Consider the following 16,823-nt stretch of genomic DNA (forward strand, 5'->3'; position numbering starts at 1 on the left):
TAAAGCTCAATTCGTTTACTAGCTTATTTGAATCTCAAATGAGATTCGCACGTTACTCGTTGTTCAGTTTTCAAAGAGCAAGTTTGTCTTACTCAACGTTGCTGCCGAAGCAGCGAGAAATAATATATCATGTTAACCACTTGAAAGTCAATAGCATTTTTTTCTTCCAACCCGTCTCGAAAGTACGAATCAATCGAAGCAGATCATCTGTTTATTTGCTTGACTCACGACCGCCTCTCAACGGCCGGAATAACAATATATCATGTTAATTGATAATAAGCAAATAACAATTTCTTCCTTTTAGATAGTCACTTCTCTTTTGCATAAATGTTAGGTGCCGTTCTGTTTGAGCAAATCTGATAAAAGGAAATCCCTTTACAGAAAACTGTTTAAAGGGGTTCCCCTCACCAGGTTTACATGGCTAGTTTATATTTCAATTTAAAGTCATGTCTTGATGTGAGTTATATGATCATTTGAGACATAAACAGCCCATTTTAGGCTGTTTTTTAACATCAATGTGAGACTGTTTATAATATCCGATTGGACAAACCTTATATTTTTATAAGATAACCTTAGACAAACATCATTTTCTTAGTCATCTTGATAGGGGAGAACAGCAGCATAAACCAAGGGAAGTGGAGCGGTGTTCATATGCTCGGCGCCGTCTTATGCCTTAAAAAACAGTAAATGCAATTCCTTGTCCGGAATTAAAGAACAAGAAATTGCAAATATTAATAACGTTCGCCGCGTACAGATCGATATAGGAATCAGGTTCGGCAGTGGCAGTTATCATCCGGGTTTATTCGATGATTCCAAGTTCCAAAGCTTTCATAACAGCTTCTTCCTTGTTGCTGACGCCAAGCTTAGTATTAACTGAGCTGGCGTAGTTTCTGACCGTGCCGACCGACAAATACAATTTGGACGCTATCGTCTTGTACCGGTGACCTTTGGCGACAAGCTGCAATATTTCGATTTCTCTGGGTGTCAAATCATAGGTATCAGCCGTATTCGATCGCGGTAATACGCTGCTCTCATCGAGCTTTTCAAATATTTTGCGGGACATTCCCTGTTCGATCAACGTGTCTCCACGGTGAATAATCCGTATCTTATTAGCTAACTCAAGTGGCTCCGTCGTTTTCAGCAGGAAACCGTCCGCGCCGTTGCGCAGTAAATCCCGCGCTTGCTCGCTATCCTGAAACGTGGTGAAAATCAATACCCGGATATGAGGCCACTGCTCCTTGATGATCGTGGTCGCTTCCGCTCCACCCTTGCGCGGCATGTCCAAATCCATGAGCACCACGTGAGGCTGAAGACGTCCGCACAAGTCGACAGCTTGCTCGCCGTCCTCAGCCAAGCCGGCTATGACCAAATCCGGGAATTTGTCCAGCAGCGTCCGCAAACTTTCTCGAATAAACGGTTGGTCATCGACAATCAGCAAGCGTATCTCCTCTTCCAACGTCTCCGCTTGTCGGGGCAAAGTACAAGTGACCCGTGTCCCGTCCCCCGGTTTCGTAAAAACGGATACTTGGCCCTGCAAATTCATCGCTCGTTCCTTCATCGCGTTAATGCCGAACCCCTCGCGCCACTCTTCCATCCCTCGCCCGTTGTCCTGCACCTCAAGCCTCGTAAATTGCTGTTCGAATTGTAGTGAAACGGTCATTTCCGTCGCCTCGCCGTGACGAACGGCATTTGTAAGCGACTCTTGCATACAGCGAGTCAAGGCCATTTTCGCTTGCCGTGACAACATATACTCCTCTCCCAACACTCGGAAAATGACATTGACCTGGGCATGCTCCTGAAATTCATCTCCAAGCAGCTGCAGAGACTGAATCAGCGAATCCTCTGCTGATCCCATTTGATGCAAATAGCCCCTCACTTCCTCGATGCTTTTGCGGCCCAGTTCAAGCAAGGAATCTAGTCTTTGTATGCCTGTTTCGGTAACAAGCTCGGCACGCAATGTCTCCATTCCCATGATGATGGAAGTATACGCATGCCCAACCGTATCGTGGAGCTCCCGCGACAGCCTATTTCGTTCTTCCGTCAGCGTAATGCGCTCGATCTGGGACATATATTGCTCGAGCACCGCGTTTTGCTTACGAATCGTTTCATTTTGCCGATGATTGACGATCAATAAATGAAAGGCGAAGCCCATCACATAAGCAAGCCCATAATAACTGATCGTAATCCAGTAATCGTTGCTTTGCGCTACCGTATAGAACAAGGCGGGGAAAATAAGGATCGTGGCCGGAGCTGTCCAACGATAAGATCGGTGGGCGCTATTCGCCGCGATGAGAAACGCAGAGACAAGAAATGAGACGAAAGCAACAGGGAACAATGAAGTTAAATAGATGCACAGTCCGCCATAGATCAGCATTTCCGTGAACAGGTAGTATTTATAACTGAGCTGCAAGCAAAGCCAAGGAATGGAGAAGGCAGCGATTCCCCAGAAAACAACGATCCAAAGCGGTAGTGTCAAACCTTCCTGAACACTGATCATCGTGATGATGAGCGTAGTGCTGTTTATAAAGCGGGTCGCCAACATAATCCAGTCATACCATATCCACCGTTTAACGATGTCCATCAATTCGTTTCAACCCCTGTTATCCAACGTCTGATATTTTTCATAGCTATCATCTTAACTGTCGAATCATGATGCGAGTATAACCTCCGATTGATTTCACCAAGCGATCGGCTAGCTTGAAGCTGATCAAAGCAAATGCGGCTCCGACCGCCATTACAATGAGCGATTTTGCCAAAGTATCTACACGCATAATAATAACATTCATATCAATGTAACGATACAGCAGTGGAGTCAGGAGTAACATAAAAGGAGCTACATAGAGCGCTGCGGCACTGACGAGGCTGATAAGCCCAATCACTAATTTCTGCATCAACCAATAGACGGCGACCCAATTGCGACGATCCGTCAGCTCGGATTTGGCTTGAGTCCACACCGATCCTTCCGTTGTCGCTTTCTTGTCGTATGGGGCAATCGTAACATCGGTATAAATTTTTGTTTGCGTTCGCTCAAATTGAATAAACGTTGCAGTTGTTCGTAAAACATGAGTGACTAAAGGAATGCCAATGACTGTAAAAGAAAGGCTTAAACTAAACGATAGAGCAACCAGATAGAAGCAAAAGTAAAACAAACCTGTAGCAAAAGTCAATAATAAAAAATAACCATTTTGGATGAAACCTGTCACAATGTTCTTCATAGGTTCATCGCTCCTCTCCAGTAATACCCGTATCGTACAGCTTCCTGTGTCATTTGCGCCAGTGTAAAAATGTCATGTGATACTTTCCAAAGAGAGGATTATCCCGAAAACAAAAAAACAGCTGTTTAATCGGCATTCAAGAGATTGTATTATTGTCATCGGACAAAGACGTTTCGCAATTTCGAACCCAAAGAACCTTCATGATCTCCCACTTCGCTTCGGTAATTTGAGGTATGTGCTTCAATGGAGCGTTGACTCCTCTCTGGATAAATTGACTACTTGCGTAATCCAAAATAACATATTACAAACGTAGTCCTGGATTGTCAAATGATAAGTTATTTGGATTCAGTCAACGAAATGATTTGTTTTCGCGGTGTGGCCGTTGTGCGCCCAGACGATCGACTTCCCAAATTTCTCCTCCGTCCATCTGGCATTTTCGTACATCGCAATATCATACTGATTGTAAAAGTCTTTAGGTTTCTCCGGTAAGTATCCCATCATTTTGGTAAACTGTTCGATGACGGCAGCATACTGTTCGATCCAGGTGAATTCTGGGGATTCCCCGTTCAATTGTATTCTGTTCGAGCAACCTACGAATTTCTTCGGTGTCTTCATGATATTTGTTTTTCATTTCTTCCGAAAGATTCATGTAAATGTAACGCATCCTTCGTTCGGAGATAAGGTCTTTAAACTTATCGTTCAAAAGTGGCACAAGTTCCGGTTTATGCAGTTGCACATACTCTATGATTGATTCATAGACATTTTCGCTAATCGTTTTCACATGCCTATGATACGCACTTTTTGATCATTGTCTGGATTGTTATTATAGACCCGAATCCATTCAAAGATGTCGGATCGAGCCATCCGAGACCGAGTCCGACACGCCCGCCTTCACCTGCTTCGAACACATCTCCCACGCTGCCGCATCAACGATGACGGCAACAAGCGTCTCCCGCCAACCCAACTCTAGCAGCCGCTTCAGAACGAGGGTCAAATCCATGCTAGCGCCTGCCGCGGGTTATCGCCGGTATCCGACAAAATGACCGATCTCGGCGCCTCCTCTGCCGCCGCTTGTAACGCATCATCCAAGGAATAAGCTTCTGTCGTGAAGCCGAATTGCTCACTTCGGTCCCAGAAAGCATTGGGCGATGAGCCGTCATATGACAGTAAATACGCGTCATGGTGACATAATGCATCTTGGCAGTATGACAATTACTTTGCAATACTCGGGGAGACAAATCGCTTCGCAACGAATGTCAAACAATAACCCTAGGGAGGAAAAAAATGAACAAGAAATTATTAACGAGGCTGGCGCTTACTACAATATGTAGTATAAGTTTGGCCGGTTGTTCCACAGAAGAAATCCCATCAACACCATCCAGTTCGGGCAATACGCCTGCATCTAAACTTGAAACTGACATGAAGGACAACCAGACTCCATTACAGTGGCTGGAGAAGAATGCAATCAAATTAACAACAACTGAGCCTCGTGCTTCTTTGGAAGATTTACAACCACTTAAAGAGATGATAGGATCCGCTTCTATTGTTGGTTTAGGCGAAGCTTCTCATGGCATGCATGAAATCTTCACAATGAAACAACGTATCGTACAGTATATGGTTACGGAATTGGGGTTTACAAACCTTGTCTTAGAAGAGAACTGGGGGAACGGATTGATGCTTGATCGCTATGTTCTTACAGGTGAAGGGCATCCAAGCAAAAATCTCAGCCCCACGTTTAACAATAAAGAAGAGACACAGATGTTGGAATGGATTCGTGACTACAATGCCAATCCCAAACATGTCAACAAAGTACGTGTAATCGGGATGGATCAACAAAAATTAGATGAACATGTGTTTAACAAAATTTCGGACTATATCCAACAATATCATCCGAATTTGATTTCTCAATTAAATGGCAAAATGAAAGAGCTTATTCCCGCAACAAAAGATGAGCAAAGTTTTGCGGAACTGCCCAAAGATGAGAAAGAAAAGCATCTTTCCAATGCCCGGTCTATTATTGAGCTGCTAGAAAAAAATGAAGCTAATACCGGCAAGCAAAAAGAAGATTACGCATGGGCATTGCATAGCGCCCGTATTATCGAGCAATTTATTTATATGTTTGCAGCTGAAGAACAGCCGGAGTTCTTCTTAAGACATGATATTGCAATGTATGAAAATGCGAAGTGGACACAAGAGCAATGGGGGAAAACCATTGTATGGGGTCATAACGGACATATATCCAAAACCAATATTCTTCCATTCGTATATCCGGAGATGTCAGGACAACATTTGGCTAAACATTACGGCGACAAATACGTATCCATCGGGACTTCAATCAATTCAGGTTCATATAACGGTATTAATGAAAGCGGCAAATTCGGTCCTTACGGAACGGTTAAAAGCGATGACCCCAATAGTATTAACTATACCTTCGGACAAGTCAAACAAGATCAATTTTTTGTAGACTTGCGCAAAGCAAGCGGTTCGGTGAAAACTTGGTTAGATGAAACCCGTCCTCTATTTGCCGGAATAACAAAATTGGGACCTCAAGTACCTTTGTTTGTAGACGCTGCATTCGGCAAGACATTTGACATCTTTTTCTATATCAATAAGGTCACTCCATCACAAATGAATGAATAATACGACGATTCCATAATCAAAAGGAGAAACGAAATGAACAAAATTTCTATGCTCACTGTATCGACAATGATTACCGCGACTCTATTACTGCCATTACAAGGAACTGGTATTGCAAAGCAGGCGGATCCCCTCGTTACTACTTACAGTCAAGATTCGCAGACCAAAGCCAAGCAACTTATCGATGAAGCTGCTAACCAACAAAATATACCGGGCATAATTGTAGCTTCCTTAAACAAAGGATCAAAATGGGCATATGCTTCCGGTGAAGCAAGCATTTACGGTACTGACCCGGTTAAGACGAACTTTACTTTCCGGATCGGTAGTCTAACAAAGACGTTTACTGCAATGGTCGTTCTTCAGCTTGTTGATGAACAAAAACTGAACCTGGATGACACGATAGAAAAATGGCTGCCTGATGTTGTTAAGGGTACTGAATATGAAGGGGATCATATCACGATTCGGCAACTATTAAACCAAACAAGCGGTATTCCTGACTATTCAGATCACCAGGATTTTCTCGATAAATTTCTCCCAAACCCGTTACATTCCTTTACTGCTGACGAATTAGTTCGTACTGGACTGAACATGAAGGCAATCTCTAAGCCTGGAGAGAAATGGGTTTATTCCAATACGAATACGGTACTGGCAGGGATGATTATTAAGAAGGCTACTGGAGAAACATACGGGGAACATATTAGGAAACGTTTCATAGCTCCCCTTAAGCTAACGAGCACTTATGTACCCGACGACTACTCGTTTATTCCAGGTGAACATGCACGAGGATACTTCGTACTCGACGGTCAATTCATAGACAGAACCGAAATGAATCCCTCTTGGGCAGATGCTGCGGGATCTATGATCTCCACAGCGGATGATATGAATACATTCTTCCATGCTATACTTAGTGGCAAGCTATTAAAACCAGCTACTTTAGATCAGATGTTAACTGGGGTTGAATCTCCAGCAGGTGAATACGGCTTGGGGATCGCTGGAATAAAGCTGACGAATGGTATTACGATTTGGGGGCATGGCGGCAACGTTCCAGGATTCGCAACGTTCACAGGTGGAACTCGCGGCGGGGATTATGTACAAACCCTTAATATCAATGCGATGCCTTCTGATAATACGTTGCCTCTTTCCAAAAGCATTGCCGAGCAACTCATTTGCTCTTCATCACATTAAGAACACCAGCAAGCTGGCACCGGAAATTTCCTATTCCGGTGCCAGCTTGCTGCCATTTCGGCCCCGACCGTTTCCTCTGCCCGCGACGGAATGTCCGAGATAAACAGTCTCAAACTATCTTATAAACAGTCTCAATTTACGTTATAACTCACAACTTGATACATTAGTTGTCTCACAGCCCCCGCTGCCGCATCGCCTCGAACAGAACGACGGTAGCGGCCATCGCCGCGTTCAGCGATTCGGCGCTTCCCTTCATCGGGATAAGCACCTGATGCCGGGCGAGCTGCCGAACTTCTTCGGAGACGCCTTGCCCTTCGTTGCCGATGACAAACCACGTAGATTTGCGAAAATCGTGCTCGTAGCAGCTAACCGCTCCTTGCAAGCTTGTAGCGACAACCTGTACACCGGACTCGGCCGCCCGCGGCAGCCATTCGGTCAAGTCGCCTTGGACGATCGGCAGATGAAAAAGCGACCCCATTGTCGAGCGCACCGTTTTCGGGTTATACAGATCGACGGTCCCTTTGCCGAGCAGTACGCCGGAGGCGCCGACCGCATCCGCGCTGCGGATGATCGTGCCCAGATTGCCGGGGTCTTGGATGCCGTCGATGACGACGACCAGCCCGTTCGGCTCACTGGCCGCGAGCAGATCGCTTCCGCGCCACGGCAGCTTCGGGACGACCGCGAATACGGGCTGCGGCGTCTCAGTGTCCGTGCATTTGGCCAGCACGGCTTCCGTTACCGGGACGCATTCCGCTCCTTTGGCCGCCGCATCCTCCAGCAGCCCGGCAATCGCTTGCTTCTTATCAGCGGCGTAAACCAATACCTCGGGCACCAGGTCGCCGGTGCGGAGCGCCTCCTGCACGAGATGGACGCCTTCGATCAGGAAGCGCCCCTGCTTGTCCCTCCCTTTACGGCTGAGCAGCTCGGTCCACTGCTTTACCCGCGGGTTTTGAACCGAGCTAAGGATGGCCGATTCACTGGAAACTGTCTTTTTTTTATCGTTCATACGATTTCTTTTGCCCTCTATTCCGCAAACGTCTTTTCAAAATTTTTCAAATCCTCGTTCGTCCCTACGACAACCAGAATGTCGTTATATTTTATGATATCTTCGGCGTGCGGAGCGATGTTCATCTTGTCTCCGGTTCGGATCGCCATCACGTTGCAGCCGTATTTGGCGCGAATATCGAGCTCTCTCAGATTACGGCCGACCATTTGCCCAGCCGCTTGAACCTCGACGATGCTGTAGTCTTCCGAAAGCTCGATGTAATCGATAATGTTGGATGAAATTAAATGATGGGCCACCCGAACGCCCATATCGCGCTCCGGATAAATAACCTTATCCGCCCCTACTTTTGCGAGCACCTTGCCGTGCAGCTCGTTCTGCGCCTTGACCACAACCTTCGGCACGCCGATTTCCTTGACGATGATCGTTGTCAGAATACTAGCCTGAATATCTTGTCCGATTGCGACGATGACGACGTCGAAATTTCGCAATCCGAGCGCACGCAGCGCTTCTTCATCGGTGGAATCGGCCTGAACGACGTGCGTCACAATATTCGACACTTCCTGCGTCCGTTGCTCGCTGCTGTCGATCGCCAGCACTTCAAAGCCGAGATTCGATAACGTTTTGGCAACGCTGGAGCCGAAGCGTCCCATGCCGATGACGGCGAATTGTTTTTTCATCCGTGCTCATCCCCCTTCTCATTTCTTTATTATATCAAGAAGCGCGGCAGTTCACCAAAGTTCGTGCCGAAGCATGAAACTAATTCAAGCGGAGCATATTAATAAAAGCGAAATCGCATCAACCAAGTGGAAAAGACAACAAAGCGAGGAACTGCCATGAACCTGAATTTGCGGCAAGCGATCATTCAGCGCATGCATGACAAAAGCAACGAAGAGCTCTTTGAAGTTATTGCGGATTCGATGGATGCGGAAGAACGTGTGCTGCCGGGCCTTGGAGTACTGTTCGAAATTATTTGGAAGCATAGCGAAGCGGAAGAGCAGAACCAGATGGTCGCGACGCTCAAAGAGCATTTGGCTTAAAGCGCGGTAAAAAGCGTGCGGGGAACGGTCCCTGCACGCTTTTCCGTCATATTATAATGATTTGAAAATACCGCCGGCCAGCCCGGGCCACGTTCAAATCGGCGCAAACCGCGCTTCAAGCTCCGGATTCCCGGTCAAATTTTGCAAATAGACTCCGGTGATTTTGCCGCAGCCGACGGTGCCCACTTATAAGTCAAGTCTCCGGGCCGCTTCCGCCCGTCCATCAGAAGCCCACAGCAAGCCGCGCCGCATCATTTCGTTCACCTGCGTTATTTTCAGAATGTCCGTCTGATGACCAAAGCGAGCAATAGAATACTCTCCCTGCTCCCCACCATTTCGTCCAGACGACGGGCATATCGACGGCGCCATTCGGCGAATGAGGTCCAAGCGCAACCGGGAACCGCGTTGTCGCCAGAACGTTGACCGCAGGGTCGACATGCATATAATACTGCTCGCTCCGCACGCGGAAATTGCCGATGCCTTCCAGCAGCGGGTTGGAGTTCGGGATAAGCTTGACTTCGTAATCCACTTCGTTGTTTCCAGGATGAGCGACCCATTGTCCGCCGGTCATAAAATGCCATTCGACGTCCGTGCGGAACGCGTCGCACATTCCCCCGTGGCAGCCGGCAAGACCGGTGCCATTCTGAACGGCCGCCGAGACGTTCCGAATGAGCGCGGGATCGGCTTCCCCCATCGACCATACCGGCACGATCAGGTCCAGCGTCTTCAGCTTTTCCCCATCGGCAAACGCCTCAAGGGTATTCGACACTTCCACTACGAACTCTGCGTCCATCAACAGGTCCCGGAACAGGCCGGCGATTTCCTCGGGTTGATGCCCAGGCCAGCCGCCCCAGACGATTAATGCTTTTTTCATCCCTCGATATCCCCTTTCTATACTTCCTGGACGGAAACCCAGCGGCGCTCCGCGATCGACAGATCGACCGCTTCCAGCACCTGCTGGCTCTTGACGCCGTCCCTGAAGTTCGGCACCGGCTGCCGGTCTTCCCCAATCGCCTGCAGCAGCTCGACCGTCTCGTGAATTAAGGTGTGCTCGTAGCCGAGCGTATGGCCGGGAGGCCACCACGCTTCCGCATACGCATGAGACGGATCGGTCGCCAGCACGCGCCGGAAGCCCTGCAAATCGTCCGGGTCATCGGCAAAAAAGACCTGCAGCTCGTTCATCCGCTCAAAGTCGAATTTAACGCTGCCTTGGCTGCCGTTGATTTCAAACGCATTTCTGCAGCGGCAGCCCCCTGCGATCCTCGTCGCCTCGAAGCTGCCCAGCGCCCCTCCCGCGAACCGGGCAAGGAACAAGGTAGCGTCGTCGACCGAGACGGGACCGCGAGCTTGTTGTCCGTTCGCTGTCGCACCTGCCGCCGATTCCGGCAGCGGCCTTTCCTTGACGAACGTTTCGTTCATTCCGACGACTTCCGTCATATCTCCGATCAAGTAATGAGCCAGGTCGATCAGATGCGCGCCCAAGTCGCCGTGAGCGCCGGAGCCGGCCACTTCCCTCCGCAGCCGCCATACGAGCGGGAACTCCGGATCGATAAGCCAGTCCTGCATAAACCAGGCGCGGAAGTGATAAATTTGCCCCAGGCGGCCTTCGTCGATCAGCTTCTTCGCCAGCCGAATCGCGGGAACGAAGCGGTAATTAAAGCCGACCATATGCTTGACGCCGGCCGCTTCCACAGCCCTGAGCATTTGACGGGACTCGGCCAATGTCAAAGCAAGCGGCTTCTCGCAGAACACATGCTTGCCCACAGCGGCGGCGGCCAGTACGATCTCCTTGTGCACATGGCTCGGCGCATTAATATCGACCAGATCGATATCTTCGCGCTGCAGAAGCTCCCGCCAGTCGGTCGTGCAGCTTTCCCATCCGAATTGCTCCGCCGCTTGCGCCACGGCTTCGGTATCGCGCCCACAGATCGTCTTCATCACAGGTTCCGGCACCTTCGGAAAAAACATCGGTACATCGCGGTAAGCATGGCTGTGCGCCTTGCCCATAAATTTGTACCCGATCATCCCTACGCGGACTTGTTTCATCTTCGGTTCCTCCCTCCGTTGACCTGTGACTTATTACCCTTCATCGTCCCTTATCGAATCGAGCGCAGCGACGATGTTACCGCAGGATGCGGCACGATTGCCGTACAACAAGCTTCGTCTCCAGCTTAAGTCTGAAGCTCTCCGATGCGCCGTCCCCATCGTTTCCTACACCGATGCGTCTCAGCACCCGCTCTGCCGCCAGCCGGCCCATCTCGTAAAATGGCACGGCGACGCTCGTGAGCGGCGGGTCGGTCACGCGGGCGGCCTCCGAATCGTCATACCCGACAATCGCATAATCCCGGCCGGGAACGTGCCCGTACTCGCGAAGCCCCTGCATCAAGCCGATCGCCATCCGGTCGTTCGAGGCGAACACCGCCTCAATCCGGCTCAAGTGCGGATGCATCGCCGATGCCGCTTTCATCCCGCTCGTGCGGCTGTAGTTGCCTTCGTAGTACAGATGCGCGGGCAGGTCGCCCGGAGCCTTGGCATCCGCCGGCAGCAGTCCCGCTTCGCGCATGGCCTGCATGTATCCCCGCAGCCGGTCGCCACTGTTGGAAAATTCGGGCGAGCCGCTCAAAAACGCAATGTCCCGATATCCCAAGTCGAGCAGATGCCGTACCGCGCGGTAGCTTCCTCCCTCATGATCCGCATCTACTTCATTGAACCGCTCTCCGCTAATATGCTGGTTGATCAGGCAAAACGGGAACCCGCCGTCTTCCAATTTTTTCAGCTCCGCCCGCTCCGAGGGCGTATCCGTCGCTCCGAGGATCACGCAGGCATCCACCTTCTGTGAACGAAAAATACTGCTGTAATCGCTTTCCTCTCCGGGAACGCGGAATTTCAGCAGCATATCGTAGCCTGAAGCCTTCACCTGCTCCCCGATTCCGCTAAGCACTTCGGAGAAATAGTATGTCGAGAAAATGTGCACCTTCGGCACGTAAGGCAGCACGACGCCCAAGTTGCCGCTTCTGCGGCGGGCGAAGCTTTGAGCAATCGCGTTCGGATGATAATTTAATGTTTTGGCGGCCTGAAGTACCCGCAGCCGGGTCTGCTCTTTCATCGGACCGACGTCGTTGAATACGCGGGAAACCGTCGCTTCGGATACGCCCGCCAGCTCTGCAACTTCCTTTCGGGTTACGATTTCAGCCACCTCTTTTTCAATAATGTACGCGCGTTCATTATCTCATGCTCTCTCTTTGTATGTCAACCCTGAATACCGGCGTTCATTTCAATAAATAGTAAACATTTTCACCTATTGACACCTAGTGAATTATGGGAAACGATTAACTACATAACAACGTTCATTAACGAACGAAAACTGAGGGGAGAGATATCGTTGGACACCTTATTGTATTTAGAGGAGCTGGCATTAATAAGGCCTGACAACCGTTTTAAGGCGCAGCTGTGTCTTGGCGGCCGTACATACCCATATGAAGATACGGAAGCATTGAGCCTCCTGCATGAACAGGAGCTGGCTTATTACCGGAAACTTCAATATAAAAGAAAGCACAGCTTTGTGCTCGGCCGCTACTGCGCGAAGCAGGCGATCTCCGCTTACACTCGTATGGCGGAACCTCAGCTTCGGCAAATATGGGTGCAGCCGGGGGTGTTCCAGCAACCGGTCATCATGCTTCCGCGAACCGAGCCTCTTCAGATCACCATTACGCATTGCGATCATATCGCGGCTGCCATTGCGTTCCCGGAGGCCCACCCGTTAGGGATCGACTTGGAGAAAATCGACAGCGCCAACGTCAGTGCCATTGAATCGCAGATTACAGCTTCCGAGAAGCAAATGATCGCGGACACCTCACTCGAATACGAGGCCGCGCTAACGATGCTGTGGACCTCCAAGGAATCCTTGTCAAAGATCTTGAAGACCGGACTCATGACCCCGCTCCCCGTGTATGAAATCAATCATATGGACATCAGGCAAGACTGCATCGTCACCAGCTACACGAACTTCGCCCAATATGGTACCGTTTCGTTCCGCATCGGCCGCCATATGTGCTCGATCACCCATCCGAAAAGAACCGAATTCAAAGTGAACATCCCGGAGATTCAGCGGCTTTTTGGTACATTGTATGCCGCCGATGCTCGGTGACCGGAGGCTACACGAAAGGGATCGCTAACCCAACGGGGTCAGCCGATCCCTTTTTATCGAGATGGCATCCTGGGTGTTGACTTGGAGCCGACTCCAGCGGATAGAATACGGAAAAGAGAGGCGGTGATGAACATGTACACAATCCGGCAAGCGGCCGAGCTTACAGGGTTTAGTCCCGATACCCTGAGATATTACGAAAAGATAGGTATATTAAAGTCGCCCCCAAGAGGTCCGGGCGGTGTACGTAAGTATAGCGAAGATAACGTTCGTCTATTGGCATCTTTGAATTGTCTGAAGAAAACGGGATTATCGCTGGAAGAGATTAAGGAGTTTTTTCAGGAAGGCCAATGTTTCGCGAATCATTCCTCCGTGTGGGAGCTTGACGAGATCCAGACGTTGTCGAGCCGAAGAAAGATTCTTTCGGGGCATTTGAACAGAATGGTACAACAACGCCGGGAGCTGGATAACATCATTCAACTTACAAGAGAGAAACTGGACTATTACGATAAGATGTTGAACGAACATGTAAACTTAGAAGAAGATAAGGAGGTTTCAAAATGAAGATAGCTTCTATCGGCTCGGGAAATATGGGCGGAACCTTGGGAAAAAGGTGGGCTGCGCACGGGCATCAAGTGATGTTCGGCTCGCGCGATCCGCAAAGCGACAAGATGCGAACACTGCTCCAGGAGGCCGGAACCAACGCTCAAGCAAGAACGGTGCAGGAAGCCGCTGCCTTTGGCGAGGTGATCCTTCTGGCAGTTCTCCCTTCCGATGTAGAACGCGTCTTGGAAGAAGCAGGGGACCTTCGCAATAAAATCCTCATCAATTGCACAAACCGCTTTGACGGAAAATCCGCGGATATGGAAGTCCAACGACTGGCACAAAACGCCCGAATCGTTCGGGCTTATCACACCCTGCCCTGGGAAGTATTGGCGAACCCTCAATACGGAACGGGCAACGCAACTGCGTTTCTGAGCGGCGATGATGCCGAGGCCAAAGAAATCGTTGCCCGACTGTCCCGCGACATCGGCCTCGATCCGGTGGACGTGGGCGATTCGGCCAGCATGGAGAAGATAGAAGCAGCTATAGGGACGCTTTGGAGCATACTCTCTCCTCAATTTGGACGCGATTACGGTTTGCGGATATTAAGGCGGGGTATGGACAACCCGGTTCTAAGCGGAAGTTAGCGGAAATCAAGCGCCTATATGATCGTCAATCCAAGACAAGCCCGGCAAGCAGAGGGCTTGTCTTTGTGCATCCCCCGAGCGCAATAATCCGTTCGGCCTCCCGCTTGACTTGCTATCCCGCTTGGAAGCCTCTATGCTGGAGGTAACAGACTTAACCGAACCATTCCGACTTCGATGGAGGTGCCGCCATGAAACTGTTGATCGCGGAGGACGATACGTCCGTTTGCGAAATGCTGCATTTGTTTTTTCAAAAAGAACAGTACGATACGACCTTCGTTCATGACGGGCTTAGCGCTCAGGAACAGCTTGACCGGTACACATGGGATTTTGTCATCCTGGACTGGATGCTTCCCGGCAAGGATGGATTGGCCCTATGCAGAGATATACGCCGTAAGGGGGAAACGCCGGTCATCCTGCTAACGGCTCGGGATCAGGAGCAGGACCGGATTATGGGGCTAGAGCTCGGTGCCGACGATTACGTCAGCAAGCCGTTCAGCCCGATGGAGCTGATCGCCCGCATGAAAGCCGTGCTTCGCCGGTACCATCGAGGCGGCGGGGCTGAGGCCGAAGGAGCGGCCGAGCCGCATGAGCTGCTCAAGCACAAGACGATTGTCGTCAACCTGTCCTCCCGCACCGCCACCGTCGGCGGGAATACGATCAGCAACTTAACGCCGAAAGAATTCGACCTGCTCTCGCTGTTCGTCCGGTATCCCAGACGCGTCTTTACCCGCGAACAGCTGCTGGAAAGCGTGTGGGGCTACGATTATTTGGGCGAAGAGCGTACGGTCGATGTCCATATCAAGCGGCTGCGCAATAAGGTATCTTCGCCGGAGCACCCGCTGATCGTGACCGTCTGGGGCGTGGGCTACAAGCTGGAGGAATGACAATGAAGCTGAGCCATCTTCGGCCGCGCTTCCGCTTTACGTTTTTCCAGCGGCAGTTTCTATCCCATCTTCTTCTGTCGATGCTCATTCTCGTCCTGCTGGCGGCCGGATTTACTTACTATATGAAGGAGCGGACATTCGACAACGAGACGGAAGAACTGGCCAGCGTCTCCAAAGGAATCGTACGCCTGCTCGCAAAAGACGGTGATGACCCGACCAGCGCGCTTCAAGCGTATCGCACCCTGCTGGCCGAGCGCCGGACGTCGTTCATCCTGCTGGACCAAGCCGGCGAAATCGCTTATCGCGATCCGAAAATGCCCGGTGCCCTGCGCGGCAAGGCGTTCTTGGACGAGCTGCGGTCGCACATGTCCAACACCAAGGACAACGAAAGCTTCATCGTCGAACGTGGAGCCGAGGAGCCGTGGGTCGTCGTTTACAAGCAAACCAAGCTGAAGCCGCAAAAAACCGAGCTGCACCTCTTCGTCTTCTCCCCGCTTCATGGCATTCAAGAGACGATGGAGGCGCTTAACCAAGCGCTGATCTATATGATCGTCGTTATTTTCGTATTGGCCGTCGCGGTCAGTTGGATATTCTCCCGAAGCATGAGCACCAGCATTCTGTCGCTGCGCCGAACGACCCGCCAAATCGCTGCGGGAGATTATGCCGCCCGATCCACGGTGCGCCGGTCGGACGAGTTGGGTGAGCTCGCAGGCGACTTCAACTCCATGGCCCAGCAGCTCGAGCTCGCCCTGCATAAGCTGCAGCAGTTCGAGACGCGGCGCCGCCATTTTATTATGGACGTGACGCACGAGCTGCGCACGCCGCTTACCTCGATCCGCGGCATCATCGAAGGGCTGAAGAACGATCTCGTTCCCTCGTCGGAGGAGCGGGCCAATTATTATGGCATCATCGAGAAGGAAACGTTCCGCCTGATCCGGCTCATTAACGGGCTGCTTGACATGGAAAAAATCGAAAGCGGCCTCATCACGCTGAACAAAAAACGGACGCCGCTCAAAGAGCTGTTCGAAATCGTTCACGAGTCGCTCGAAGTCTTGATTGAAGAGAAACGCCTGCACATTCTTATCGAATGCGGGCCGGACCTGCAGGTGTATGCCGACTACGACCGGCTTATGCAAATTCTCATCAATCTGGTCAAAAACAGCATTCAATTTACGGCATACGGCACGATCCGCTTGACCGGCTCCGAAACGGAAACGCATACCGTCATCGTGATTGCGGACACCGGCCGCGGCATGTCCGAGGAGGAGCTGTCCCTCATCTGGGAGCGGTTCTACAAGGCCGATCCGTCCCGGTCCAAGAGCAACAGCGAGACCGGACTCGGTCTGTCCATCGTCAAGCAGTTGGTCGAAGCCCATGCAGGCACGATCAAAGCGGACAGCACGCCCGGCATCGGCACCACGTTCACGATCACCCTTCCCAAAACAGACAAATCCGCATCCAAGGACAGCGAAGCGGGATAACGCGGATACCGGGGAGCTGCGCAAGGCTCCCCCCCTCATAACAA

At 50.6% G+C, this 16,823-nt stretch carries 16 protein-coding genes and 1 pseudogene; 8 read left to right on the plus strand and 9 right to left on the minus strand.

Annotation, left to right across the window (positions count from 1 at the left end; genetic code table 11):
- Nucleotides 1-799: 799 nt before the first annotated feature.
- The 4 genes from QMG93_RS32885 to QMG93_RS32900 form a co-directional block, all read right to left on the minus strand.
- Nucleotides 800-2,584 (minus strand): hybrid sensor histidine kinase/response regulator transcription factor, encoded by a 1,785-nt coding sequence (locus QMG93_RS32885; protein ID WP_281944100.1) that lies wholly within the window; start codon nt 2,582-2,584, stop codon nt 800-802.
- Between the two features lie 46 nt (nt 2,585-2,630).
- The gene (locus QMG93_RS32890; RefSeq protein ID WP_029191869.1) at nt 2,631-3,206 is read right to left on the minus strand and encodes a sensor domain-containing protein; all 576 of its coding nucleotides are present in this window, start codon (nt 3,204-3,206) and stop codon (nt 2,631-2,633) included.
- 354 nt (nt 3,207-3,560) lie between these two features.
- Nucleotides 3,561-3,830 (minus strand): erythromycin esterase family protein, encoded by a 270-nt coding sequence (locus QMG93_RS32895; protein ID WP_281944102.1) that lies wholly within the window; start codon nt 3,828-3,830, stop codon nt 3,561-3,563.
- 226 nt (nt 3,831-4,056) lie between these two features.
- Nucleotides 4,057-4,215, minus strand: a complete 159-nt coding sequence (locus QMG93_RS32900; protein ID WP_253415258.1) for a hypothetical protein — start codon at nt 4,213-4,215, stop codon at nt 4,057-4,059.
- 284 nt (nt 4,216-4,499) lie between these two features.
- On the opposite strand from QMG93_RS32900, the gene QMG93_RS32905 reads away from it, so the two are divergent.
- Together QMG93_RS32905 and QMG93_RS32910 are read left to right on the plus strand one after the other, a co-directional pair.
- On the plus strand, nt 4,500-5,855 hold the full coding sequence (locus QMG93_RS32905; protein WP_281944106.1) for an erythromycin esterase family protein: 1,356 nt from the start codon (nt 4,500-4,502) through the stop codon (nt 5,853-5,855).
- 33 nt (nt 5,856-5,888) lie between these two features.
- A complete protein-coding gene (locus tag QMG93_RS32910) occupies nt 5,889-7,037 on the plus strand; it encodes a serine hydrolase domain-containing protein (protein WP_281944108.1) in 1,149 nt (382 codons plus the stop codon).
- Between the two features lie 172 nt (nt 7,038-7,209).
- Here QMG93_RS32910 and QMG93_RS32915 read toward each other — a convergent pair whose 3' ends face one another.
- On the minus strand, nt 7,210-8,043 hold the full coding sequence (locus QMG93_RS32915) for a TrmH family RNA methyltransferase (protein WP_281944110.1): 834 nt from the start codon (nt 8,041-8,043) through the stop codon (nt 7,210-7,212).
- Nucleotides 8,044-8,060: 17 nt separating this feature from the next.
- Nucleotides 8,061-8,720, minus strand: coding sequence for a potassium channel family protein (locus QMG93_RS32920; protein WP_281944112.1), 660 nt, complete (start codon nt 8,718-8,720; stop codon nt 8,061-8,063).
- A 156-nt stretch (nt 8,721-8,876) separates the two neighbouring features.
- Here QMG93_RS32920 and sspI point away from each other — a divergent pair, with 156 nt between their 5' ends.
- Nucleotides 8,877-9,080, plus strand: a complete 204-nt coding sequence (sspI, locus tag QMG93_RS32925) for a small acid-soluble spore protein SspI (protein ID WP_281944114.1) — start codon at nt 8,877-8,879, stop codon at nt 9,078-9,080.
- Between the two features lie 186 nt (nt 9,081-9,266).
- Here sspI and QMG93_RS32930 read toward each other — a convergent pair.
- The 3 genes and pseudogenes from QMG93_RS32930 to QMG93_RS32940 all read right to left on the minus strand — a co-directional run bounded on the left by QMG93_RS32930 (nt 9,267) and on the right by QMG93_RS32940 (nt 12,276).
- A pseudogene (locus QMG93_RS32930) lies at nt 9,267-9,954 on the minus strand (ThuA domain-containing protein).
- 17 nt (nt 9,955-9,971) lie between these two features.
- Nucleotides 9,972-11,126 carry a Gfo/Idh/MocA family protein gene (locus tag QMG93_RS32935; RefSeq protein WP_281944116.1) on the minus strand — a complete coding sequence of 385 codons (1,155 nt, stop codon included), beginning with the start codon at nt 11,124-11,126 and terminating at the stop codon, nt 9,972-9,974.
- A 76-nt stretch (nt 11,127-11,202) separates the two neighbouring features.
- Nucleotides 11,203-12,276 (minus strand): LacI family DNA-binding transcriptional regulator, encoded by a 1,074-nt coding sequence (locus tag QMG93_RS32940; RefSeq protein WP_281944117.1) that lies wholly within the window; start codon nt 12,274-12,276, stop codon nt 11,203-11,205.
- A gap of 186 nt (nt 12,277-12,462) precedes the next feature.
- Between QMG93_RS32940 and QMG93_RS32945 the strand changes: the two genes are divergently transcribed.
- The 5 genes from QMG93_RS32945 (at nt 12,463) to QMG93_RS32965 (ending at nt 16,779) form a co-directional block, all read left to right on the plus strand.
- Complete coding sequence (locus QMG93_RS32945) at nt 12,463-13,227, plus strand: 4'-phosphopantetheinyl transferase superfamily protein (protein WP_281944118.1); 765 nt, start codon at nt 12,463-12,465, stop codon at nt 13,225-13,227.
- 132 nt (nt 13,228-13,359) lie between these two features.
- A complete protein-coding gene (locus QMG93_RS32950) occupies nt 13,360-13,788 on the plus strand; it encodes a MerR family transcriptional regulator (RefSeq protein WP_281944120.1) in 429 nt (142 codons plus the stop codon).
- Complete coding sequence (locus QMG93_RS32955) at nt 13,785-14,414, plus strand: NADPH-dependent F420 reductase (RefSeq protein ID WP_281944122.1); 630 nt, start codon at nt 13,785-13,787, stop codon at nt 14,412-14,414. Before QMG93_RS32950 ends, QMG93_RS32955 begins: the two co-directional genes overlap by 4 nt.
- Before the next feature lie 188 nt (nt 14,415-14,602).
- Nucleotides 14,603-15,298 (plus strand): response regulator transcription factor, encoded by a 696-nt coding sequence (locus QMG93_RS32960; protein WP_281944124.1) that lies wholly within the window; start codon nt 14,603-14,605, stop codon nt 15,296-15,298.
- A gap of 2 nt (nt 15,299-15,300) precedes the next feature.
- The gene (locus QMG93_RS32965; RefSeq protein ID WP_281944126.1) at nt 15,301-16,779 is read left to right on the plus strand and encodes a sensor histidine kinase; all 1,479 of its coding nucleotides are present in this window, start codon (nt 15,301-15,303) and stop codon (nt 16,777-16,779) included.
- Nucleotides 16,780-16,823: the final 44 nt, after the last annotated feature.

It is taken from the genome of Paenibacillus tyrphae (assembly GCF_027925525.1).
GTDB classification, from domain to species: Bacteria; Bacillota; Bacilli; order Paenibacillales; family NBRC-103111; genus Paenibacillus_G; species Paenibacillus_G tyrfis_B.